This window comes from Halorientalis brevis (assembly GCF_023077655.1).
In genome coordinates this window covers 30865-52438 of sequence record NZ_JALLGV010000014.1, presented here as the reverse complement: position 1 = coordinate 52438, position 21574 = coordinate 30865, and the positions used below count along the sequence as shown (strand labels likewise).

Annotated in this window: 24 protein-coding genes and 4 pseudogenes; 13 read left to right on the top strand and 15 right to left on the bottom strand. The window is 58.9% G+C overall.

What is annotated here, in order from left to right; genetic code table 11:
* Positions 1 to 11: 11 nt before the first annotated feature.
* From MU553_RS23240 to MU553_RS23215, 6 genes and pseudogenes are all read right to left on the bottom strand, one after another.
* Positions 12 to 527: pseudogene (locus tag MU553_RS23240) on the bottom strand (hypothetical protein); the annotation flags it as partial.
* Positions 528 to 591: 64 nt separating this feature from the next.
* The gene (locus MU553_RS23235) at positions 592 to 1809 is read right to left on the bottom strand and encodes an RNA-guided endonuclease InsQ/TnpB family protein (protein WP_247382168.1); all 1218 of its coding nucleotides are present in this window, start codon (positions 1807 to 1809) and stop codon (positions 592 to 594) included.
* Positions 1810 to 1918: 109 nt separating this feature from the next.
* A pseudogene (locus MU553_RS23230) lies at positions 1919 to 2215 on the bottom strand (hypothetical protein); the annotation flags it as partial.
* Complete coding sequence (locus MU553_RS23225; RefSeq protein WP_247382162.1) at positions 2212 to 3138, bottom strand: ArsR family transcriptional regulator; 927 nt, start codon at positions 3136 to 3138, stop codon at positions 2212 to 2214. The gene MU553_RS23225 and the pseudogene MU553_RS23230, both read right to left, overlap by 4 nt.
* Positions 3139 to 4022: 884 nt before the next feature.
* Positions 4023 to 4372 (bottom strand): annotated as a pseudogene (locus MU553_RS23220) (type II toxin-antitoxin system PemK/MazF family toxin).
* The gene (locus MU553_RS23215; RefSeq protein WP_247382155.1) at positions 4369 to 4740 is read right to left on the bottom strand and encodes a MarR family transcriptional regulator; all 372 of its coding nucleotides are present in this window, start codon (positions 4738 to 4740) and stop codon (positions 4369 to 4371) included. Before MU553_RS23215 ends, MU553_RS23220 begins: the two are co-directional and overlap by 4 nt.
* 453 nt (positions 4741 to 5193) lie before the next feature.
* Here MU553_RS23215 and MU553_RS23210 point away from each other — a divergent pair, with 453 nt between their 5' ends.
* The gene (locus tag MU553_RS23210; protein ID WP_247382153.1) at positions 5194 to 5730 is read left to right on the top strand and encodes a hypothetical protein; all 537 of its coding nucleotides are present in this window, start codon (positions 5194 to 5196) and stop codon (positions 5728 to 5730) included.
* Between the two features lie 298 nt (positions 5731 to 6028).
* The gene (locus MU553_RS23205) at positions 6029 to 7012 is read left to right on the top strand and encodes a bile acid:sodium symporter family protein (protein WP_247382150.1); all 984 of its coding nucleotides are present in this window, start codon (positions 6029 to 6031) and stop codon (positions 7010 to 7012) included.
* A 257-nt stretch (positions 7013 to 7269) separates the two neighbouring features.
* Here MU553_RS23205 and MU553_RS23200 read toward each other — a convergent pair whose 3' ends face one another.
* Entirely contained in the window at positions 7270 to 7965 is a 696-nt protein-coding gene (locus MU553_RS23200; RefSeq protein ID WP_247382147.1) for an HD domain-containing protein, read from the bottom strand.
* Positions 7966 to 8486: 521 nt separating this feature from the next.
* On the opposite strand from MU553_RS23200, the gene MU553_RS23195 reads away from it, so the two are divergent.
* From MU553_RS23195 to MU553_RS23185, 3 genes are all read left to right on the top strand, one after another.
* Entirely contained in the window at positions 8487 to 8690 is a 204-nt protein-coding gene (locus tag MU553_RS23195; RefSeq protein WP_247382146.1) for a hypothetical protein, read from the top strand.
* Between the two features lie 122 nt (positions 8691 to 8812).
* Positions 8813 to 8998 carry a hypothetical protein gene (locus MU553_RS23190; RefSeq protein ID WP_247382145.1) on the top strand — a complete coding sequence of 62 codons (186 nt, stop codon included), beginning with the start codon at positions 8813 to 8815 and terminating at the stop codon, positions 8996 to 8998.
* A 164-nt stretch (positions 8999 to 9162) separates the two neighbouring features.
* On the top strand, positions 9163 to 9996 hold the full coding sequence (locus MU553_RS23185; RefSeq protein WP_247382144.1) for an aldo/keto reductase: 834 nt from the start codon (positions 9163 to 9165) through the stop codon (positions 9994 to 9996).
* A gap of 155 nt (positions 9997 to 10151) precedes the next feature.
* On the opposite strand, the gene MU553_RS23180 is transcribed toward MU553_RS23185, so the two are convergent.
* Both MU553_RS23180 and MU553_RS23175 read right to left on the bottom strand, forming a co-directional pair.
* The gene (locus tag MU553_RS23180) at positions 10152 to 11447 is read right to left on the bottom strand and encodes a DUF8130 domain-containing protein (RefSeq protein WP_247382143.1); all 1296 of its coding nucleotides are present in this window, start codon (positions 11445 to 11447) and stop codon (positions 10152 to 10154) included.
* A gap of 517 nt (positions 11448 to 11964) precedes the next feature.
* Positions 11965 to 12459: a hypothetical protein gene (locus MU553_RS23175; protein WP_247382142.1), complete on the bottom strand. Its 495-nt coding sequence runs from the start codon at positions 12457 to 12459 to the stop codon at positions 11965 to 11967.
* 254 nt (positions 12460 to 12713) lie between these two features.
* Between MU553_RS23175 and MU553_RS23170 the strand changes: the two genes are divergently transcribed.
* Positions 12714 to 12986, top strand: a complete 273-nt coding sequence (locus tag MU553_RS23170) for a hypothetical protein (RefSeq protein WP_247382141.1) — start codon at positions 12714 to 12716, stop codon at positions 12984 to 12986.
* A gap of 8 nt (positions 12987 to 12994) precedes the next feature.
* Here MU553_RS23170 and MU553_RS23845 read toward each other — a convergent pair.
* Positions 12995 to 13081: pseudogene (locus tag MU553_RS23845) on the bottom strand (transposase); the annotation flags it as partial.
* A 296-nt stretch (positions 13082 to 13377) separates the two neighbouring features.
* Here MU553_RS23845 and MU553_RS23165 point away from each other — a divergent pair.
* A complete protein-coding gene (locus tag MU553_RS23165; protein ID WP_247382140.1) occupies positions 13378 to 14073 on the top strand; it encodes a sensor domain-containing protein in 696 nt (231 codons plus the stop codon).
* Between the two features lie 146 nt (positions 14074 to 14219).
* Positions 14220 to 14552 (top strand): hypothetical protein, encoded by a 333-nt coding sequence (locus tag MU553_RS23160; protein WP_247382139.1) that lies wholly within the window; start codon positions 14220 to 14222, stop codon positions 14550 to 14552.
* A 126-nt stretch (positions 14553 to 14678) separates the two neighbouring features.
* On the opposite strand, the gene MU553_RS23940 is transcribed toward MU553_RS23160, so the two are convergent.
* A complete protein-coding gene (locus MU553_RS23940; protein WP_379814726.1) occupies positions 14679 to 15320 on the bottom strand; it encodes a YIP1 family protein in 642 nt (213 codons plus the stop codon).
* A 266-nt stretch (positions 15321 to 15586) separates the two neighbouring features.
* Between MU553_RS23940 and MU553_RS23155 the strand changes: the two genes are divergently transcribed.
* The 4 genes from MU553_RS23155 (at position 15587) to MU553_RS23145 (ending at position 18011) form a co-directional block, all read left to right on the top strand.
* A complete protein-coding gene (locus MU553_RS23155) occupies positions 15587 to 15931 on the top strand; it encodes an ArsR/SmtB family transcription factor (protein WP_247382138.1) in 345 nt (114 codons plus the stop codon).
* Positions 15931 to 16266, top strand: a complete 336-nt coding sequence (locus MU553_RS23150; RefSeq protein ID WP_247382136.1) for a hypothetical protein — start codon at positions 15931 to 15933, stop codon at positions 16264 to 16266. Before MU553_RS23155 ends, MU553_RS23150 begins: the two co-directional genes overlap by 1 nt.
* On the top strand, positions 16263 to 16544 hold the full coding sequence (locus MU553_RS23935; protein ID WP_428222024.1) for a DUF7521 family protein: 282 nt from the start codon (positions 16263 to 16265) through the stop codon (positions 16542 to 16544). The genes MU553_RS23150 and MU553_RS23935 overlap by 4 nt, the downstream gene beginning before the upstream one ends.
* Before the next feature lie 972 nt (positions 16545 to 17516).
* Positions 17517 to 18011, top strand: coding sequence for a DUF3592 domain-containing protein (locus MU553_RS23145; protein ID WP_247382134.1), 495 nt, complete (start codon positions 17517 to 17519; stop codon positions 18009 to 18011).
* A 345-nt stretch (positions 18012 to 18356) separates the two neighbouring features.
* On the opposite strand, the gene MU553_RS23140 is transcribed toward MU553_RS23145, so the two are convergent.
* Together MU553_RS23140 and MU553_RS23135 are read right to left on the bottom strand one after the other, a co-directional pair.
* A complete protein-coding gene (locus MU553_RS23140) occupies positions 18357 to 18800 on the bottom strand; it encodes a DUF7979 domain-containing protein (protein WP_247382133.1) in 444 nt (147 codons plus the stop codon).
* 131 nt (positions 18801 to 18931) lie between these two features.
* Positions 18932 to 19570, bottom strand: coding sequence for a hypothetical protein (locus tag MU553_RS23135; RefSeq protein ID WP_247382132.1), 639 nt, complete (start codon positions 19568 to 19570; stop codon positions 18932 to 18934).
* Positions 19571 to 19968: 398 nt separating this feature from the next.
* Here MU553_RS23135 and MU553_RS23130 point away from each other — a divergent pair, with 398 nt between their 5' ends.
* Positions 19969 to 20274: a DUF7562 family protein gene (locus MU553_RS23130; protein WP_247382131.1), complete on the top strand. Its 306-nt coding sequence runs from the start codon at positions 19969 to 19971 to the stop codon at positions 20272 to 20274.
* 113 nt (positions 20275 to 20387) lie between these two features.
* Here the strand turns inward: MU553_RS23130 and MU553_RS23125 are convergent, their stop codons facing one another.
* Positions 20388 to 20765 (bottom strand): DUF8121 family protein, encoded by a 378-nt coding sequence (locus tag MU553_RS23125; protein ID WP_465262024.1) that lies wholly within the window; start codon positions 20763 to 20765, stop codon positions 20388 to 20390.
* Between the two features lie 227 nt (positions 20766 to 20992).
* Entirely contained in the window at positions 20993 to 21412 is a 420-nt protein-coding gene (locus tag MU553_RS23120) for a DUF8121 family protein (protein ID WP_247382127.1), read from the bottom strand.
* Positions 21413 to 21574: the final 162 nt, after the last annotated feature.

The following is a 21574-nucleotide window of genomic DNA, read 5'->3' as shown; positions in this document are numbered from 1 at the left end:
TTTGATCTGCGTCACTCTGTCTCGTTCTTAGCCTGCCGCACCGTCTCGTCCTCCCGAGTAACACGGTCGAACACTTCCAGATACGTGATGCGCTCTCTGACCACTGTGACATCGAGACCGAGTTCGTCTGCCACAGTCTCGATCGATTTCGGTTCATCGAGCACCTGGAAGACCTCCAGTCCGCGATAGTATCGGGTCGCCAGTTCTTCGACTCGATCGCCAATCGGCATCGTCACGCCATAGCGCTCTTCGAGGTCGAGTAGTGCCTCGTTTGCAAACGTCGCGAACTGATCGTCGCCAAGCTGTTCGATCTGCACCTCCAGTTCAGTCCCGACAACATCGTAGTCAAGCCCAGTTTCCACGAGGACACTCATGTCTTCGATATCGTCGTCACGGCCGGCAATCAGCTTGAACAGGAAGATGTCCTCGGTACTGACTAGGCGAACGGTCAGCGAATCAGTCGTGAGGAACGGCTCACTACGGTTAACCATCCCCTCAGTCAACACGAGCTTGTTTGCAACCTGCTGAGTCAACTGCCCCGCGCACGGTGGCGCGGGGCTTGTCAGTGAACTCGGCCTCTGCCGACCGTGGTTAGTCGGACGGGACAAACCCCCGATTCGGCGTCACCGTTCCTGACTTCAGGGCGAGTTGACTGTCGCCCGTCCGCCGCGACGACTGTAGGCCGCGACGGACGTACCGCCACCCAACGTTTTTCGCCCCAACGTAGTCCGCGTTCGCCGTCGCACCACACTTCTCGCACTCAAACTTTGCCTGCCTGACGCGGTTCCCTTCGCTCGTGTGTCCACACTCGGGACACCGCCGACTCGTGTTCTCCGGATCGACGTACTCCGCACAAATGCCCTCCTCTTCCGCCTTGTACTCCACGAGGTCAACGAGCTGGCGGTGCGCCCACTGGTGGAACTCCTTCACTGGGGGCGCACGTTCCCTGATGTGTTTCAGGTTCTCGAACGCGATGTACTCGCAGTCGTGTGTCAACGCTTCCTCGATGATGTCGTTGGCCACCCGATGTAGGACATCTCGAACGTATCGGGATTCCCTGCCACTCATCTGCTGGATGGTGCGGTGGGCGGACTGCGTACCGGTCTGTTGGAGACTGCTGCGAATCCGCTCGAACTCCCGGTGTCGATGTCTGAGTTCTCTGCCGGACGCGAAGTACGCCGTTGAGGTGGTGGCGATGTTGACGATGCCGAGATCGACGCCGAGAACTGTCCTGTCCTCGTCGTCGCCCTGTTGTACGACCTGTTTCTCGGGCTTCGGTTTGCGGAACCCAAGGTGCAGGTAGTAGTCTCCACCGTGTCGGGTGAGCGTGGATTCAGTGAGTTCCCAGTCCTCATCGTTGAGGTACTGGTATTGATAGCCGTCTTTGTCGTCCGGTAACGCGAGGTCACACCGAATACGGTCATCGACTGTTGCGAGTGAGACCGTCCCGTCGTCGAATAGAGTCATCGTCCGGGTGTCGTATTTCACCGTTTCGGCGGTGAACTCCGGCCGTGAGGTCTTGTACTCCTCGTCCAGTTCTTCGAGTTCTTCGACGCCAGAAAGGGCGGCTGCGGCTTGGTGGGTGGCGAGGATCGCGTGCTGACTCCCGAGACGCGTCTCCTCCTGTACCTCGTCATAGGCGAGGTCTTGGAGGTACGTTTTCCGCGTTTCACCGTGTTCCCATCCGATCTGGCTGCTGATGTTGCAGGCAGTTTGCCACTCGTTGATGGTGGTATCGAGCAGCTGCTTCTGCTCGTCGGTGAGGGTGGGGCGAGTGATTGCGGTGCGCCTCAGGTAGTCGTCCGCCACAAGTTTCAATAGGTGATAGAGGTACTTAATGGATCGTGGTTATTGGCAGCGAGTGTCGGCTTCAACCCCGCCCACGGTGGGGCGGGGAATCCGCCTCGCTACCTAGTTTGAAGATGTCAATGCGACATCCGTCGTCGTTTTCGACGCAGCTCGTCGCTCCGAGAGCACGGTAGTCAGGATCCAATGATTGGACTTCTGTATAGCTGAGCTCCATCAGTACAGCCCAGAGCTGAGCGTACGCGTCACCGTCAGCGACCACGAGATCGATATCCTTCGTTGCACCCTTCAGATCGCGCAGGGACATCGCACCGCCCCCAATCAGGTAGACCGTGAGCGGATCGGCGAGCTCATCGGCAAGTTGCTGGAACTCGGCCTCGACGTACGCACGCCCAAATGTTGGTCTCATTCTGCGAGAGTCACCTCGTAGTCAGCCGCCAAGTCCTCGAATTCGGCCCACTCGGGAAGCCGCTTGTCCTCGACGTCTCCGTCATTCTGTAAATATCGCAGCAGAGTATCGATTTCGTCTGCCAGGCCGTATTTCGACGCTGCGTCTCGGAGGGTCTCCTCGTCTATGTCGACGTGGCTGAGGAGGAGCAGACAGTACGAGCGATGGCGGGTATCATCGTCGATCAACAGTGTGTGACAGCACAACTCCGCTGGCTCAACGGCGTCGAGATGCTCCGAGTAGAAGTAGTACCGCTTGCTGGTCACGAGAAACTGGAGGTCGTAGGCAGCGAACCGGGCCAGCCCAGTCTCGTGAAACGCGTCAGCATCGACCGTCGTCTCGGTCTGGGCGAGAAACTCGTCGTATCCCTCCCAGAGAATCGTCCCTCGCGACGTGACTGCGTCGAGGCGCTGGCGATGCCGATGATGTGCGAGCTCGCGGGCGAACGCATGGAGTCGCTGGAAATCCTTGGTGAATCGGTAGCGGCCATCGTCTGCACTCACGAGTCCGCGGTCCCGAAGACGCTTCAGGACGCGGTTGACGGTGTTTCGGTAGTTGTCGCTCGCAGCCGAAATCTCGGCGACTGTGCGTGGCTGGTCGAGATAGTAGAGTATCTCGAGGGTCTTTCCGGTTAGCAGGTCCGGAAAATCGATGTGTGAATACTCGCGGACGAGATCCTGGTACACTTCCACAGCGCGAGCATCAGACGGAATGACTCGCTTTCGACGGCCATCCCGCTCAGTGTAGCAGAGCCCCTTTTCTGCAAGGGTCGAAACCGCACGGGAGACGTAGCTCTCACTGTGGTCGAGTTTCTCCGAAAGCTCGGAGATCGTATCACCACGCTCACCGGTGGCGAGGACTTCGAGTTCGATTCTCCCGAGCACGTTGTAACACTATACGAAACTCATTTATAAATTGGTTTCGGGTAGTGTTACAAGCTTGGTGTGGTGCGTATGGGCTGGTTCTGTTGGTGGTGTCATTCTAGAAATCACCAGCGGGACGCCCTCCGAATAGTAAAATCGTGATTAGTAAAATCGTGATTTAGATACCCGAGCGTATGAATACACCATCAGAGAGCTGACCAACGGCGAGCTCACACATTGCAAACGGGCCACGTCGGTGGTTCAGTGGACGCCACCAAGCGGCACTGATCGCGAGGACGTGTACTGTTGCTTCTGTCGGTCCGGGTTTTCCGATGACCTGCAGCAGGCGGCCGCTGACCGTGCGGACGTGTCCCTGTTTACGCCAGAAGACATCGTACCCGCGATTCACCCATAATGTGCCATTGATACATGAGTTCTACGACACATTGTCACGCTTCGGACACCGTCCACACACCGAAGTCTACTATCATTTGCGACAGCCGATAGTGCAAACCGCCCACCCGCCGGGAGGGAGCGCGATCTCGACTTGCGCGAGGGCCGTGGGACCGGCCCGAGCGCCGCACGACCGTCAGAGGGACGACCGCCCGGGAGGACCGTCCTCCTACTGCGGTACGGCAGAGTGGAGGTAGCCGTCATTTGTCATCGACATGGTGCCTGAAATTGACGCTGCTCACTGTGCCTGCCCACTTTTTACTCCCTCGGGTGTCCTCGCTTCGCTGCGGGCACCGCTCAGTCGCAAAACCTGGACTAAAACCCCCGGACGACTCACTCACTTCGTTCGCTCGCGTCCGGTGAACCACCTCGCTCGCGGTGCTCGCTCGGTGGATGCTTCCCTGGTCACTGCACAGCCTGCACTGATCATCGAGACATGCCAAGCTGATCGCCTATCGCAGTTCGTCGACGAGGGCAGCGACAGCGTCGTCGACGAGTCCGACCTCTACCCGGCCTTGCCAGAAGTCGATATCCTCGTGGTCGATTGATTGCACGCCCCACGGACGATCCGACTCTCTTCCGGCGTTCCACCACGCAGCCAACTCGCTGCTGGAATCTCGATCAGCCCGTCCATCCAGGATTTTGACGTCAACGTCAGCGCGATGTACTGCTCACCGTGGAACGGTCTCCCATCGTGATTCGAGAGTATGAGCCACGGGCGAGCGGCGGCGTCACCTTTGAACGGGTCGTCACCGTAAACGACGTCGCCCCGCTGGAAGAGTGGCGTGTTCTCGTCGGTCACCGGTCGTTCTCCACGCTCGGATGTGGCTCGCTGGGGGCGTGTTCGCGCCACGCCTCTTTGTCTTCATCACCGAACTGTTCGTTGAAGAGGGCTGTCGCTCGCTCGTACCCGCTGTATCCGTCGAGTCGCTCCGTGTCGTCAGTCACGGCCCAGTACGTTGCCTTGTGGTCGACCAGATCACGGTCCTTCAGCCGCGAGAGCGCAGTACTGACCGCGCCCTCGTCGACGCCGATCTGGGATGCGATTTCGCGCGCCTTGAACGCCCGATCATCGTGGGCAGCGAGAAATCCGAGTACCTGATCGGGGACCGATAGGGCTTCGAGTTCTTCCTCGCTCGTGTTCTCGAAGGTGTCTCGGTCGATAGACATCGGTGGATGGAGATACGCCGCTTACTGTAAAGAGTGTTAGGGCTGAAATCGATGAAAATACTGAACGGAGTGAGACATCCCACACCGATGCCCAGCGCCCAGCCGCCGGGAGGGAGCGCGATCTCGATTTGCGCGAGGGCCGTGGGACCGGCCCGAGCGCCGCGCGACCGTCAGAGGGACGACCGTCCGGGAGGACCGCCCCTCCTGCTGCGGTGCGGGGGCCACGCGGGAGCGAGTCCCTGAGCACTGTGGACGGAACCTGGCGAGCGAGCGGTCGCTGCGTACTCTCCCTGACGACCACTATTCGAAAATTGCCCAGTGGCCCACACCGCCAGCAAACCGACACCCCCAGCAGTGGCCCACAAAGACACCACCCGTACACGAAGCCCAGCCGAACGACAGGGGTAGATATTTCACTCTACCATCAGTAGCGACGAGCAGCAGCCCAGTGCGATGACACACAGCTATTCTCGCCGCCAAGTCCTCACAGTGGCTGGCCTCGCTACCACGGCGGGCCTCGCGGGGTGTAACCTGGAGACAGAACCGGCGACTGAGACAGACGAGACACCACGACACACCGCAGTTCGAGACTCGGCGGTGTATCTCGGGCCACACATTACGGCCGATCTCCCACCCTATGTCACGGTTGTCGAGAGTGCGACGGCGGCCGATGTCGCGATTCTCGCAAACGACACCCCCATCACAGGGGAGAGCGTAGTGGGCTGGTTGGTCGAAGGGATTCCAACCGGCGTCTATGGTGAACCTGCGATCTCCCGACTGCTGGAATTACTTCGAGACGGAGATGTCACGGAGCACTTCGACGGCGACTACTTGTCGGCCGGACGAGGAGCCCACGACATCGCTGTATTTGTTCCAGCTGGCGAGGAGATGAGTTCATACACGGGTCGCATTGAGGGCCGAGAGCCGTCCCTAGTCAACGTTCTTGATCGGGTACTTGCGTGGATTGCCTCCAATGACTCCGCACAGTAGTCTCGTACGGACCACTGCCCACAGGACACGAGGGCCGGCAGACCGGTGAGACACGACGGCACAAACCCCGATCGCCCGGAACACACTGGGTTTCGAGTGAAACCCTGGCCGACGCACAACACCCGGTCACCATGCAGGAGCCCTCTCTCCGAGAGGGTGTCGGAGGTGTGGTGGTAAATGTAATTCTACCATTATTTATGCGAGTTCGATGGCACTCTGGACAGCTGGTGACCGATACAGACCCGTCGCCCGTGTGCGGTTCCGAAGGGCATATTCATACCGACACGTACTGCCAATTATGAGTCATAAAAACAGTATTTCCAAGACAGCTGCAGTAGCAACGAAGTACTTCGTCGTCTGGATCGTCGTTGCTGCGGCTCTTGCACTCGGTGCCCCATCGACATTTGTCCCGATCCTCGAGTACGTCAATCCGCTGCTCGGGCTCGTGATGCTTGGCATGGGGCTGACCCTCCAACCCGAAGACATCCAGCGCCTCGTCGACCGCCCCATCGACGTGGGGATTGGTGCAGTCACCCAGTGGCTTGTGATGCCGCTGGCTGCATATGTCCTGTATCTCCTGTTGGATCTCCCAGATGCCATCGGCGTCGGGTTGATCCTCGTTGGAGCGGCCCCCGGTGGGACCGCGTCGAACGTGATGACCTACCTCGGCCGCGGGGACGTCGCACTCTCGGTCGCCATTACGACGGTGACGACGCTGGCTGCGCCCATCGTGATGCCAGCGTGGACGCTGTTCATCCTGGGGGAGAGCATTGATGTGACGTTCGCCCAGATGTTTACGAGCATCGTCCAGATCGTTATCATCCCCGTCGTACTCGGGTTTACACTGCGCTTCATCCTGGATCGGTATGCGCCTCGCGTCGCGGAGATCGGCGTCGACATCTTCCCGGTCGTCAGTGTCGCCGCGATCGTCGCGATCGTTGCGGGTGTCGTCGGCGCTAACGTCGAGAATATCCTCACTGCCGGCATCTTCGTGCTGCTTGCCGTTGTGCTCCACAACGGCCTCGGCCTGAGCGTCGGCTACGGGGTCGGCGCTGCGACTGGGATGCCCGAGGACCGAAAACGCACGAACGCGTTCGAGGTCGGCCTCCAGAACAGTGGCCTTGCCGTCGCCCTCGCCGCGTCGCTGTTTGAACCCGCGGCTGCCCTCATTCCGGCGCTGTTCAGCGTCTGGCACAACGTCAGCGGTCCGGCACTGGCAAATTACTTCACGTGGCGCGACACGCAAACAGCGGAGCGAGGGGAGCAGTCCACTCTGGAATAACGAGCGTGATTGGGCTCACCGCCCACTCGCCGGGAGAGCACGGACTCGCCGCCCGCGCGGGCCGTGGGACCGCTCGCCTGTTTCGAAGCGGTCGCATTGGCGTTGGCAACAAGTGAAAGGTACTGCCCTCGGGCGGCTCCATGGCAGACGAGACGAGGATGCACCCGGTACCTGCCTCGTGCGCACGGTACGTGCGAGCAGCATCGAAGCCAGTGATCACGCAGGAGGACCCACGAAGCGTCGCTCGGCCTGGGAACTCACTCGCCGTCGTCGTGATGAACAGCGGGTGACGCTCCTGGCCCCGCGTCGATTTCACGAGCGAACTGATCGAAGAAGCGCTCCATAAACGCCCATCGGGACTCGCCAAGGCGGCGGCCCGGTTCAGTGTACAACGCGTCGAGCCGCTCGCGGGTCCACTCGCGGACGAGGTCAATGTCCGGCAGTTCGGGACTCGGGCCGTCGAGTGTGGACGCGTCATCGATCACGGCATACTGCTCCCCGGTGCGCCCTGAGCGCTCACCGACGATACAGGCGAGGCGAACGAGCCCGACAGCCCCCGCCGCGTCGAGCTTATCAGCGTCGAAGAGTAATTTCGCCTCGAGTGTCTCTGGCTCGGGCGAACTCGCCCGGATGCTGTGGGCCCGCAGACAGTGCTCGATAGCCGTGATCCGGTCGGGTGCCACCGCTTCAGCCTGCAGGAGGGTCGTGGCTTCGGTGGCCGCCCACGCGTCGTGGTTTTCGATCTCGCCGACGCGTTCGAGTGGCCGGCCAATATCGTGGAACCACGCAGCGCCAGCCAGCACCTCCCGGTCGACACTGTCGGGATGCTGGGCCGCCAGTTGCAGGGCCACGTCACGCACTCGTTTCGCGTGGAAGATATCGTGTGCGGGGAAGGCATCCTCGTAGTACGGACGCGAGAGCTCGCGGGCAAGGGAACCGACGGTGGAGGGCATTGCTGCCAGAGAGTTCTCGCAGGACGCTTAGTGGTTATGAAGTTCACACAGCGACCTCAAAGCAGGGGTGACGACTGGAGCTGTGAACCGACCGGGAGACACTCACTGACGACACCTACTCTCTGCAGCAGCCGATTTGTGCCAGGGACTGATTCCGGGAGCCACGAGCAGGTGGGGAACTGGACGTCTCGTCCGGCGCTGGTTCGAACCCGTCACGACAGCTCCAGGAGCAGCTCGCCTGCGCACGACGCTGATGAGCAGTTGCGTCTCTACACCAGCCAGACCAGCACCACACGACTGCCCTCCGCCCAGCCACCGACCGAGCGTGGGCTCGACGTGCGCGCGGGCCGTGGGACCGGCCCGGCTCGAGCGCCGCGCGACCGTCGGAGGGACTGGGGACCGTCGTCTTGCTGCGGGGGGACAGGACATCACCTGTCAGTGGCACAGATCATGACGTGCGAACCAACGCTGTCCACTGCATGTGCACACTGTTTTTCTGCTCATGAGTAGATAGATAGAATATGGATAGCGAGACGAACACGAACCGAGCAGGCGGGAAATACGTCTTGGCTCTCCTCGGCTCACTGTTCGTTGCTACCGTTGTAACCCTGCCCTTCGAAGGAGATCCCGAACCTGGGAGCCTCCCACGGTTGGTCTGGGTTATCGTATTCTTTGCAGTATTCACGCTCTTCTTTCTGTGGGATTCAGGGGACGTGGGACGCTGACTCACGATTGGCGTGTACTACAAGATAGGACGCTGTCTACGAGCGGATCCAGGATCGCGAGACGCCAACGCACGTCTACACCGGTCGAATGAGTTGACGAAAGTGTCAGTTTAGAATATAATATGTCGAGGGACGCAGCCATCGAAACCCGGATGGAGTGGATGCGATCCGAAAACCGATTCGCCGTATTCGTCGCACTCCTCGGAGTGACCGCCTTTATCTTCGGCTACGAGGCGTGGCAGGCGTTTGCCGGGGCGCCGTTCGAGAGCCATCTCTGGCGGTCGTCATCTGTTGCAACCTCGGCCTGATGGGACTCCTTGCGGCAAAAGACGAGGAAGACAGGGGACCTGTCCCGGTCAGTTCAGAGGGCAGAGTAAGCACATTCCGTGATCGATTTTGGACTTCTGAGAACTGCCGTAGTGTCCGAGCCGCCCGGTTTATTATTCTATTCCTGAAAGACTCGCAAAGAGACATGGAGGTTGTCGAGACAGCGACCGCCCGCATTCCCAAGCTCGGACTTGGGACCTGGCAGAACACCGGGGAAGCGTGTACGCAGACTGTCCAAACCGCGTTGGACGCAGGGTATCGGCATATCGATACCGCGCAACACTACGAGAATGAGCGTGCAGTCGGGCGCGGGCTCGCACAAGCCGACGTAGACAGAGAGGAGGTCTTCCTCACAACCAAGGTCTGGCGCTCAAATCTCCAGTATCAAGACGTCATTGCATCCGTCACGGATAGTCTCGATAGATTACAGGTCGAGTACGTCGATCTCCTGTTGATCCACTGGCCGCACCCCCGAGTACCGATCGAAGAGACCCTCGACGCGATGGCCGAACTATGCGACCGAGGGCTGGTGAGACAGATCGGCGTGAGCAATTTTACGCTTCCACAGCTGCAAACGGCACAGGAAACCGCTGCAGTGCCCATCGTCGCGAACCAAGTCCTCTATCATCCCTACACGGACCAGTCCACTCTGCAACAGTACTGCGCCCGCCACGACATCACCCTCATTGCCTACAGTCCACTGGCCCGGGGAGACGTGCTGTCCGATGCTGTCCTCGAACGAATCGGCGAGCGGTACGACAAGCGTCCAGCCCACGTTGCCCTCCGCTGGCTCGTCCAACAGGACGGCGTCGTGGCGATTCCGAAGGCGAGTACGCCGGATCACCTGCACCAGAATCTCGACGTCTTCGATTTTGCATTGACTGCGGAGGAAATGACGCGAATCAGTGCTCGGTCCGGACCCCTTCGCGTGCGCCTTCGGAAGCGCCTCCCTGCTCTTATGCGTCATCTCCCGATTTGACTGCCGAGCGTAGCGGTCACGTTCGAGGACACTCCACTCACCAGCGAGCAGCGAGTGACGACTCGGCCACTGCTCCGACCTTCGCGTCCAGCTGTTCGGCGCTCACGCTTAGGCTCCAGCAACAGTGCACACCGTTAGGGCAGAGCAAACGGCACTCACACCTCGACGGCGAACCGCACGACGTAGGGAAAGGTCCCATCACGCGCTGCTGCCGTTGAGTAGCCGACGTCGTTCTCGATGCGATAGCGCCCCGGGGAGAGGCTGGGATCATCCACGGTAAACGTCCGTGCGACCGTTCCGTCTGGCTCGATCGACGTTTGGAGCGCGATCGAGTTGACCGCAGTGACCTCACCGTCCTCAGTGTGCACGTGCGATGAGTCCTCGTACGCCGGCGACCAGAGGAGCCCACTGTCCGCCGTCGACTTCGCGGGCTGATACCGGAGCACGCCGAACGGTTTCGGAGCCCCGCTGGAGATGTCGAGCTCACTGTCCGCTGTGTTCCGGAGCGTCAATCGGATTCGCGCCCCGTCGGCGTCGAGCGTCGCATCTTCGACCGTGGCATCGATCTCGAGCGGCTGGGGACCGGCTTGCTCGACGTACGTCGTGTAAAACCGCCCGCCGACGTAGACGTACTTGTGCTCTCGTAACTGTGCTAGCAGTCCATCGGGTGGGGACTCGAACGCGTACAACCCGCTCTTCGCGGCGGCGGACCGAACCACGTCTTGGACCGCCGGGGACGCAGCGGAAAGACGCCACACGGACCCGCCTGCGAGGTCCGACAACGAGGCCACAGTTGCGTCGACGCTGTAGGGTGAGCCTGGGTCGTTCCGCGTCGTCGAGAGTGCGAGCACGTCGCCGTGATACTCGACGGCGTCGTACGTGGACAGGAACGAGTCGAGTGTTGGCCAGACGTAGGGCAGAGTTTCACCGCCCTGCTGGGCACTGCGCAGCAGGCCGGACATGACAACGCCATCATGCGTCACGGCCTGTTCGTACGCCTCGTATGAGGCGATCTCGCCCGTCACGTCGTCCCGCGAAACAGGCGTCGCAGTAATGGTCGTCGTCGGCATCGTGGCTGTCAGCCGGTAGTACTGGTCCTCCTGACTGACGTAGGTAGTTTCGGCGACGAATTGCAGAAGCCACTCCGGCGGTGACCGAGTGGTATACGTCTCGTCGATCGCCGACGTGACGACGGACTGCTCGCGATCACTGAACGACTCGACAGCGGGCACGTCGCCGCGCGGTGACTCCCCCAGGTCGTTGAGCCGGATCGCATGCGTGTAGGAGCGAACGTCCGTGATCGACAGGCGGGGGGACGCGGAAGCCGTCGACGGCTCGCTCGACGTCGTCTTGGTGCTGGGCTCGGCAGGCCCCGACTGCGAGCGGTCGAGACAGCCAGTGAACAGGACGGTACCTGTGCCAAGAGCGCGAACGACTGTTCGGCGTTGCATGGACGAACCAGTCATTCCAGCAGGAAAACAACTTGTGGTGACTCAAGGACGTGTTTAACCATCCAGCGGCGCCATCACGTACTACTGAGGCGGGCTGGCCACGATTCCAGAACGCCACCGCTCAGTTCGCAACGGTATCGAAGCAGATGCTACAGGGCTTGTCCCGAGGTGACTTCCGTCAGCGCAGCTTCGGCGGCGTTCACAGACGGATACCACCGTGACTGGTGGTGCCTGCTCCGTGCCCGCAGTCATGAGTGCCAGCTACCGCCAGCCCCGCCACAGCAGGCGAGCCTGCATCACGGCGTGGCATCGAGTACCCTGTTGCCCACGCCCAGCCGCCGAAAAAGTGCGGTCTCGACTTGTGCGAGGGCTGTGAGACCGCCCTCTTGCTGCGGGGCGGCAGGGTACGGGTGGCCGTCAGTTGTCATGGACATAGTGCCTGGCACTCGAACCGCCGCTGCATATCCAGCACCAATAACCACCGTGGAGAGGAAGTTCCCGCCCGATAGGAAACGGTTCAGAATCCGCGCTCCGCAAACGCTGCCTGTGCCTGTTCGTATGCTGTCTCACCATTACTCGTGTAGAGCGGCTGGAGGTTCACCCGACGCCTGTAGGTGGTTTCCCCGTCGATGTAAGTGATAATGAGCCGTGGGCGTGTCAGTCCTTTCATGCCAGCCGTCGCAGAGACCTTCTCGATTGTGTCAAGCTGAATCCGATCTGGCGATCGGAATCCGCGCGCGTAATTCATCACCCAGAACATTGCTATCGACCCAACAACGACAGCTAAGAAGAAGAAATCACCACCGCGGACTGCGCTGACAACCCACCCCAGTCCGATTGGAAATGCAAGTATGTACCCGACAAAGATTCCGTTGTGCCACCAGGTCCCGCGCTGCCAGAATTCTTGATAGAGGGACTGAATGTAGCCGGAAAACGACTCCTCAAAGTGTATAGAATCCTCAGTGAACCGTGCTGTGCCGCGCTTTGTCGGAAAGGACTCAATGGAGGGCATACGACGAACTCCTTGATATCGGAGTTGCCACCAATCGGTAAAAATGTTCGACCGCTGTTTCATAGGCTCAACCGCTTCTGTCGGCACGTTTCTTCGCTGAGGTCACGCTCTATCCCGCACCCAGTTTCTGACGGAGTGTGGGTAGATCCGTGATCTGTGTCGGTATTTGAACTACCTATACTGACCGGGCGGGTAGCAGATTCGGTGCTCGATGCGCGTGCTGATTGAGTAAGCAAGAGTTGGGAAAAAGGCCTATGGAACGGTTGTACGTCTACAACGGCGCTCTTTCAGTAATCGGGCTTTCGCTTGGGTTCCCAGCGGTGCGATCGCTCATTGCTGGCGACCATAGTATTCCGGTACTGCTTATGACAATCGGTGGGGGTGGGATGATTGTCAGTGCTGGCTACGAATCACTGCGAACCGATCCTGATGAGTTTGAAATCTCCACTGCCACCCTCTTTGCGTTCGTCGGTGCCGCCTGTCTGAGTCTGCTTGGAACTGTTCTCTCTGCAGTGCCTGGTATATGAGTGACCTGTAGGAACTGCCGGGCAGATTCGTGGAGGTCATCGCGGCGCTCGTTGGGAACGACAAGTTTGACGGGCGCGGTACGCCTGACCTCCATATTTCAGATGTGTGCCCGACGGTTCTTACGTATTCGAGAGTCGAGCGGTCGTAGTATGTCGGTTGCGTCGTACTGTGTCGGTTTCTGCTCACGGGCCACAGGACGGTTCGCATGGTCAGAGGGAGCTTCGATCCCTCGCGATCCTCTCCGGCCTACTCGCTCCCTTCGCTACGCTTCGGTCGCTCCTTGAGGCCGGAGGCTCCACCTCGAAAATGCTGAATGGACTCCCTCGGGGTTTCTGAGACAGAAGTCCCGCACCCTCTCTTTTCCCCGGTGTCCGATTAAGTGAGAGTACGATGGATCAGCCGAGGACCGATGGGACAGTAAGCGGATCCACTATCGCAGACGGTGTTCGCCCTCTCACGGAGGCACAGACGTATAAGAACCTGCTGTACCTCGTGCTCACGTTTCCGCTCGGACTGGCGTACTTCGTGATCGTAGTCGTGGGTTTTGCTCTGGGCCTGGGACTGTCGGTACTACTCGTCGGACTAGGAATTTTGCTTGCGACTGGTATCGGACTGCGAGTCATCGCATCATTCGAGCGGCGACTGGCGAATACCCTTCTTGGCACGGAGATCACCGCACCAACGGACGTCGAGCAGACAACCGATGGACTCATCGAGACCGTCACAGCGTACTTCGAGGCCTCCTCAACATGGCGGGGGCTTGGATTCGTGTTGCTCAAGTTCTGGCTCGGCATTCTCTCACTGATCCTGTTGATCACCTTTCTGGGGACCGCCATCGAACTCACCCTGCTACCGCTGTTCACGGACGGTGTGTTAAATGTCCAAGTGGTCGGCTGGCGGGTCGCCCACAGTTTCCAGACTCCGACTCAACGTTTGCTGGCAGTCCCAGGTGGTGTAGTTCTCGGGATCGTCGCGGTACATATTCTGAACGCGTACGCCAGAACCAACGCCTCGATTGCAGTGTCACTGTTGGGTCCGACACGGGCGCCGGCCAATGCGGACCGCAGCCGAAAACAGTCCGAGTAAGTTGGAGCCCACCTAATGCGAAATCAAGAACAATCCTCGCTTTGAGTCGCTCAGCAGTGAGACCACAAGCGTAGTGAACTGTCGTTTCCTCGTCCGCATCGGTTCAGGGAACGATTTAACGACATGAACGCGATACTTCCACCGTGATGTCGATCGATCGCCTATCCATCGTGCGGGGCTTATCGACCGTGAGTGTCCTGGCGTTTCTTGGTACGTTAGGGTACTTTCTGATGCAACTGGGATACTCACGGACACGCGTGATATTTTTCGCAGGTCTCGGAGGGTTGGCAGTATTGGGGGAAGCCGGAGTCATCTTTCAACGAGAACTAGTGGCGGTTGTCGGGGTGTGTGGCCTCCTTGTGATTGGTTTCTGGCAGGCCGTCCTCTGGGTATACATCTTTCCCGTTGTAACTGTCCTCCTCGTCGCCACCATCGTCATTGCGAAGGAGAATCCGACACCCACACTGGCCGCAGAGTAGTCAGTACGCTAGTTGCCACCAGGCCTCGGAGTACGCCAGACTCAGCTCTCCTGCAGAGACTCGACGAGAGAGTTTCTTTCACCGTCCCGCTGCTGAGAGGGCATCGTGGCCAGCTTCTCCATCCTTTCAAAGCAGCAGGTATGGAGCTAACTGGATCGCAACTCCCGGTACCGCGGCCAGTGCTGCCTGCCACCACGATACGTCTCGAACAACCCTCACTCCAACCGTCCACAGCCCACCAGCCCACAGGGTCGCACCGTAATCCAGATAGTGTGTTGCTCTCACCAGCTGCGTCTGTTGGACGGCACGGATGAATTCAGAACTCGCAGCAACGGTGGTCGGCGTTGGCGTCGCCTGAATACTCACGATCATTGCGAGGAGCCAGAGTACGCCCGAGAAAAGAGGCGGAACGAACCCCCAGCCCACGATCCACAATGTCGTGCGGAGGTCCCCGGAGTCGGAAAACGGAGCCGTTAGCAGGTACGCACCGATCGTTGCAACAATCCAATAAACCAGTGCACTGGCAAAGCTAGCCAGTGAGGATCCGACTGCAGAGACAGCGACACTTGCAGTCTCCCCACCAACAACGTACGATAGTGTCAGACTGTTATCTGACTCGAGGACAATGGCTGAGGTGAGTGATAGCTGTGCTATCAACGGAACACAACCCGCTGCCAGAAGAATCAGCAGTACGAAGAGGCGGTCTGGCTCCCCCACCTGCCCCCGAAAGAATTGACGAGGATTCGTTAGGAGAGATCGATACGGCACGACTGAACGTGTTTGGGCAAGGCAATTAAATATTCCTGGTTACGCCGGAAATGATTTGTGACTTACAATTATAGGATCATGCGACGCACGCCTCGCTAGCAGTCTCTTTGGCACCTCCTGAAAAAGGATTACATATTACACATACAATATTTTCGCGTCGTTACTGACACAGAAGTTGTGCATTTGGTTTATATATGATTCCTGCAATAGAACGACTGTGTTCGACAACACCGGTCGAACGGTAGCTCAAATGTTCACCACTTGGCATGAGCGATGACGCAGAGTTCGACGACATCGCTGATATCCTCGCTGATGAGTACGCTCGTTCGATTCTCCGGGCAACGAGCGTTAAACCACTCGCCGCCGAGGAAATTACAGAGAAGTATGATATGTCGAAACCAACCATCTACAGACGGCTTGAGCGTTTATGTGAATTAGATTTGGTTGAGACTCGACAACGCGTGGACTTGGATGGACACCACGCCAAGGAATACTACGCCACGCTCTCCAGTGTTACGATCGATCTCGAGAACGGACACTTTGCCCTCACTGTTGAGCGCACAGAGACGGATGCCGCTGACCGCCTCACCAAACTATTCGAGGAACTCTAATGATCGTCAGTCCACTCCAAACTGCATCAACCAGCGGGACCAACACTGTAGCTAGTGTTGTGCTATTTTTGGGATTACTTGTCGCGGTTATCATTTCTGCTATCATTCTACTGAGAGGGATTCAGGGTTTTCGGCGGGCCCACAATCCGGCGTTACTCGGGTTATCCATCGGCATTGCATTCACTAGCGGCCTTCCAATTGTCATGAACACCTCCCTCTCGACTTTCACGGTATTAGATAACAGGCTCATCACGATAGTCACAAATGGACTCCGCCTCCTCGGATTAGGGATAATCCTCTACGTGATTGACCCGTCTCGAGGTGATCACGGATGACGAGTCTGATTACGTCGCTCTCGATTATTTCACACCTGGCAACAATCGTTGTTGGGACATACGTTGCGTATCAGAGCTATCGCGGGTACCGGCGCAACGACAGTCGCCCAATGTTGACACTCGCACTCGGGCTCGTGCTCATGATTCCGATCGCCTCGATCATCGATCTTGTCTTACTCGACCTGCGGATTCTCACTGCACTACAGTCCGAGTTGGTCATTCAAACGGTCAGTATCAGTGGCCTCATAGTGATTTTTTACGGCCTGATTCAGACATGACTGCCGCCGCACTGCAAACGCCGATTGGCTTTCCCTCGCTACCACTGTCATACTGTTCCGACCACCTGTGACTCGTTGCGGAATCTCAGGCTGTGTGCCTGTGGGATGTCACAGGTCGCCGACCTTGAATTTTCGATAGCCAATGCCGAGTGAACACACACAGTAGATACTGAGGACGAAAATCCCCATCCACCAATCGACGTAGAATGGCGTGCCAGCTGCCCGGTACCGGTTCGCGCGCTCGATATCGAATCCAAGCTGAAGCAGGCGCTAATAAGCCTCGCTAGGCTGGAAGAGGCGATAGAGGAACGCCCAGTCGGGCAGGTTCAGTAGAACCTGAGCTTGACCCCGGTGGAGGAACAGCAGCGTTGCGGTGTGGATGTCGTTGTAGAGGTTGACTAAAACCACGTACGCTGTGAGTGCGCCGAGCGTCAGCCGCCGATCGTTCGTCGTCACGAGAGGTGGCGAGACGGAGCGAACGGACTGGCAGGTAACACGGCGGCCAACGACTGCACACATTCGACTACGAGCGATATCGGCTGTCCCTGGACCGGACGTCGTCGTCTCGAACGGCACTCGAAAATGGGCGTACAACCGGGATAACGGCACTGTCCGACCTGCTGTTCAGTTAGGGGCGCCTATTCTTTAAGTATCACAAACTAGTCCGTTTTTGACGTTTTCCAACAACAGCGGGATAATACATTTGAATTACAAATCGAAGAGATACCGTAACTTATAATTCTGTCCTGAGCAGGAATCTCTCATGTCACGGGAGACATCGGAGATGGTTCCCCAATGTGACCATCCCTTCCAACGGTGCAGTGTCACTCCCGCATGGTCCCCGTGACTGGAAGCGCCGATCCCGATTATGTCGGGATCGGCTTCCACCCATCCTGCCTTCCATGACGCCAACCTTCTAGATCTGAAGATCACTGGGGTCTTTTATTAATGGACCGACGGAACTCCTCGCGTATGTCTCCAGAGTCAGGACTCTCGATCGGGAGTACGGGGAGTGACTCGGCTCGTGGTGTGCTGTTGATGATCAGCATCGGTCTCGCCCTCGCTGGGTACGGCGGATACGACTATGTACAGCAATCCGACGCCATCTCGAACGCAGTGACGGTCAACGCAACGGTTACTGAGACTGGCGTCGACACCGTCTCACAGCGCCGCGGTGGGGTCGAGTACAAACCGACAGTCACGTTCACCTATCGGTACGAGGGTGAATCGTACACGGGAACGAAGGTGTATCCAGCCTCTGTCACACCAAACTACGAGACGAAATCGAAGGCCCAGGCCGTCCTGGACGACTACGAGATCAACGAGACGGTGACTGCGTACGTCTCCCGGTCTTCGCCTGGAAACGCGTTCCTCAAAGAGAAGACGTCAAATGCACCATTGAAATTCGCAGGCATCGGTCTCCTGATCGTTCTTCTTAGTAGCGCGAAGTTCATTCGGTCGGGGTGATGGCTGTCTCCATCAGAGATTGGACAACGACAGCCAGAGAGTGGTGTTCGAGCTCGGTGTGTCTTAGAAGACCCTCGAGCTACCCGTCGTGAGGCCCGAGACTGATGCCAGATCCGAACACCCCCACGGACGCGGACAGCACCACGTCTCGGGGAGATCACGGCGACCGGGGCACTGACGCACTCGGGTCTCGTCCACCCAGTCGCCGCCGTCTTCTGGAACCGGACGGAGAGTCGACACGAGCCCTGCTCCAAGAGCGATTCCAATTCTCATCCCTGTGCTGGTGTCACGGTCAGCTTCCTGAATCATTCCCCTGGATTCTGGACTCATCTCATGTATACTCCGTTAGAGAGGTGCGATCCCCAAGTAACAGAGCAGGAGTCCAACGGATGCTGTGGCCGCGAGAACGACGATAGAGAGGAAGTCAGTGACGCCGTCGTTCTGTTTGTGCGTCATGAGAGTGTAGTTGGACTCGCCACGGTGGATGACGTACCACCCTGACCCGAGATCACTCGTGTCCGTCGGATAGTCGAAATGCGAGACAGTCTCGTCTTCGGTGTCGACAACGTATTCGCCACGCTCGATCGTGTTCGCCACGACACGCTGTCCGTGGGCTGAAAGACTCGTATATCGGATGTGCCCCTCGCGGGTTTCGTTAAACGTGGTATCCCCCTCGCTTTGCAGTGTATGGACATACGTGGTCGCCCCACCTTGTTGCCATCCTGCCACAGCGATCAGGAGGAAAAACAGTCCGCCCGCCACGAAGCCCCAATTTCGATCCGTTCCCATTAATCCCAGAACAAAGACAAGGAAGTATATGTTTTCTGCATACCATGTTGTGCGGCTCTCAAGGGAGAGAAGAGCAGCCAGCCACCGGTGGTTTCATACCGGTTCTGATGACTCCTCACCAACACTGGCGGTCACCCATCGGGCATCCACGTTGGCCGTGTCACCGTTGCAGTACCCAACGCAGAGAGGTCATAGCGCGTCTGGCGCGTGAATTCTTCGTTGCCTCTCGTGACGTTGTATGCGGCGATGAATCCCTCTCTGGCAACAGTAACGTGCCCCGTTGCAGTGTTCGACGGGACTGAGTCAGGGTGTTGAATACCAGTCACGGTATATCTGACAGCCGTCGTCCCTTCGACGCTGACAGTGTCAGTCGCGGTCAGTTCGAGGTTCCGGAGTGGTCGTTCCAGCCCTGCCACCGTGGCTACATCGGCTGCCGTCCAGTTCTCATCAGGGCTGCGACGCAGCTCTCCCGTCGTCCGATCATACTCGAAGACACCCGCAGCACTGTAGTATGCATGGACGTCGTTATTGAATCGCGTGTCGACAAAGCGTAGCGAGCCGGTCCCAGCCTCGGTATCTAGCGTTCTGACTACCGTCCGATTCGCGTCCTCGTCGGTAATGACCAGCCGACTCTCCCGGGAAACATTTGCGACCGTCTCATCGTGCGTTTCCAGCGCGGCCGAGAAGTCCGTAATCCCCGCTTGTGACCACCCTGCTGGGTACGAAAACTCCGCTACCGTCGGCTGTTGTGTGGCCGTCTGTTGGCCCACGACAGGTAGACCCGAACAGCCAGTCAACAGCACTGCAACCGTGAGCAATACTGCCGGGCGAGAGGCTCGCGGGAGCGCAACCATATCAATGAGCCATCCCACAGACCGGTGAACATTACGTTTCAGAGCAAGCAGTCCGCTCTCGTATGAGTCTGTATTGAGCGATTCACTGCCGCACTGCTCCGTAGAAACCGGGTGGCCGATGCGCCACCGTCCGCCTCACAGCAGCCTTAAAAAGAGGCGAACGCATACGACCCAACTCGCTTCTCGTCTCCGTGTCAACGATTCAATTGTCATGCGCCTAGTGCTCTCGACGCCCGGCAGGCAGTGGGGTACTGTCGAATGGAGGCGGTTGCAGTGAGCCGCGACACGCTCGGAAGGGAGGGAGACGGGTAACGATGCCCAGTTCGACGCCATGGGGACGCGACGCCGACCAGGAGGTGACCTGCATCGCCTGCGGCGAGACGCTCGCCCGCGAAGACGCTCGGGAGTACGACAAACACGGCGACCGCTGGAACCGCGAGGACAAGACGTTCGAATACCTCTGTAAGCCCTGCGACCGTGCGTGCTGCCACCAGCCCCGCGACGGCCTCGAGGCGACGCTCGTGGCGGCCGACGCCGGCCGTACCGACCGCAAGACGTTCCTCAGACGGTTCTGCGAGTTGACGACCGACGACACAGAACCGAACTGGCCGGAATCGTAGCAGGTGCCGCGGGCATCCGGGCAGCCACGCGGTGGGGGACCGTTCGGGCAGTTCAGCGTGTCTGTGAACAGAGTGGGAGTGGCGAGGTCGCCATCAGCAGGCGGCAGGGCCACTTACTGGGCCGCGAGTGCTGGATAGGAAAGCTGGAGTTCACCGGCGAGCGTGTAATCACTGCTGAAGGCAGTTCCACCCGACAGGTCGATAGTTGCGTGGATCGTGAGGTCTGTCGCCGTGTCTGTTCCCGGGATGACGATGAGATCGAGGGTGCTGATCGTCTCGTCCGCGAGGTCGTCTAGGTCGGTGATCTCGACGACCGTCCCAAGTTCCCGAGCGGGTGTATAGAGGGAGACCGATGGCGGCGGTGAGCTGTCTCCCTGAACTGGAGAGACGACAGCGACCTCCGCAGGCGAGTCAGTTGCGATTGCTGGCATCCAGAGTCGCAATTTGATCGACGTCACAACCGTTCCGTCCTGATAGAGATACGAGCGCATACCCCCGCCTTCTCGTGAGTGACGAGTGTTCCGACACCTGTCGGAACCGAGGAGCGAACAGGCGGGGGTTGAGCGGACACTCCGTGGGAGAAAACCACCGAACTGTGGCCGGACTGGATGACCAACCGAATATTTTTGTTGTGGCCCGACGTACCTGAAACTGCTACGGAATCGGTGAGACGCCGGCCCCCAACAGACAAGGGGCGGTGACGAACGCGGTCTGTTCGTCACACGGCAATGACATCGATCCGATGGGGCCTGCGTGACCGGGCCACAGCCCTATAGCGAGGGAGAAAACGAGAGTTTCGCCGGTATGCTGCCGGTTCCCTCTGAGTGCGGGTTGGAACCGGAATGCCGTAGTCTAACACGGTAGTCATCCGGTGGCCGGATGCCACGGCCTTCAGGTCGTGGAGGAGGTCACGCCAGATTTCCGTCGAGAGCCGGATGTGGTCGGCGTCAACGCTCCCATCGACACCGACATGGCCCACTTCCTCCTCGTTCGCCAGAAATGTGAGCGTCTTCCGTCCAGGGGAGTCAGTGCTCACAGTCGGCTCTGAAAGGGTCTGCTGCCCAGCAGGCGTGCGACAGCCTGCTGTGACCGTGACGCCAGCAGTAGAGACTGCCGTGAGATACGTCCGCCGGTTCATATCAAATCCGAACAGGCCCACTCGGAAAGGTGTAGCCAATGCTCAAACAGCCACTTGTGTCTCACTCGTGCTCGTGTCACCGGCTCCCGGGTACGTCAACAACCCGTCGAGAGACAACGGGGTCGCAACGAGGACGACCGCAGCAGGGACGACCACCCAAAC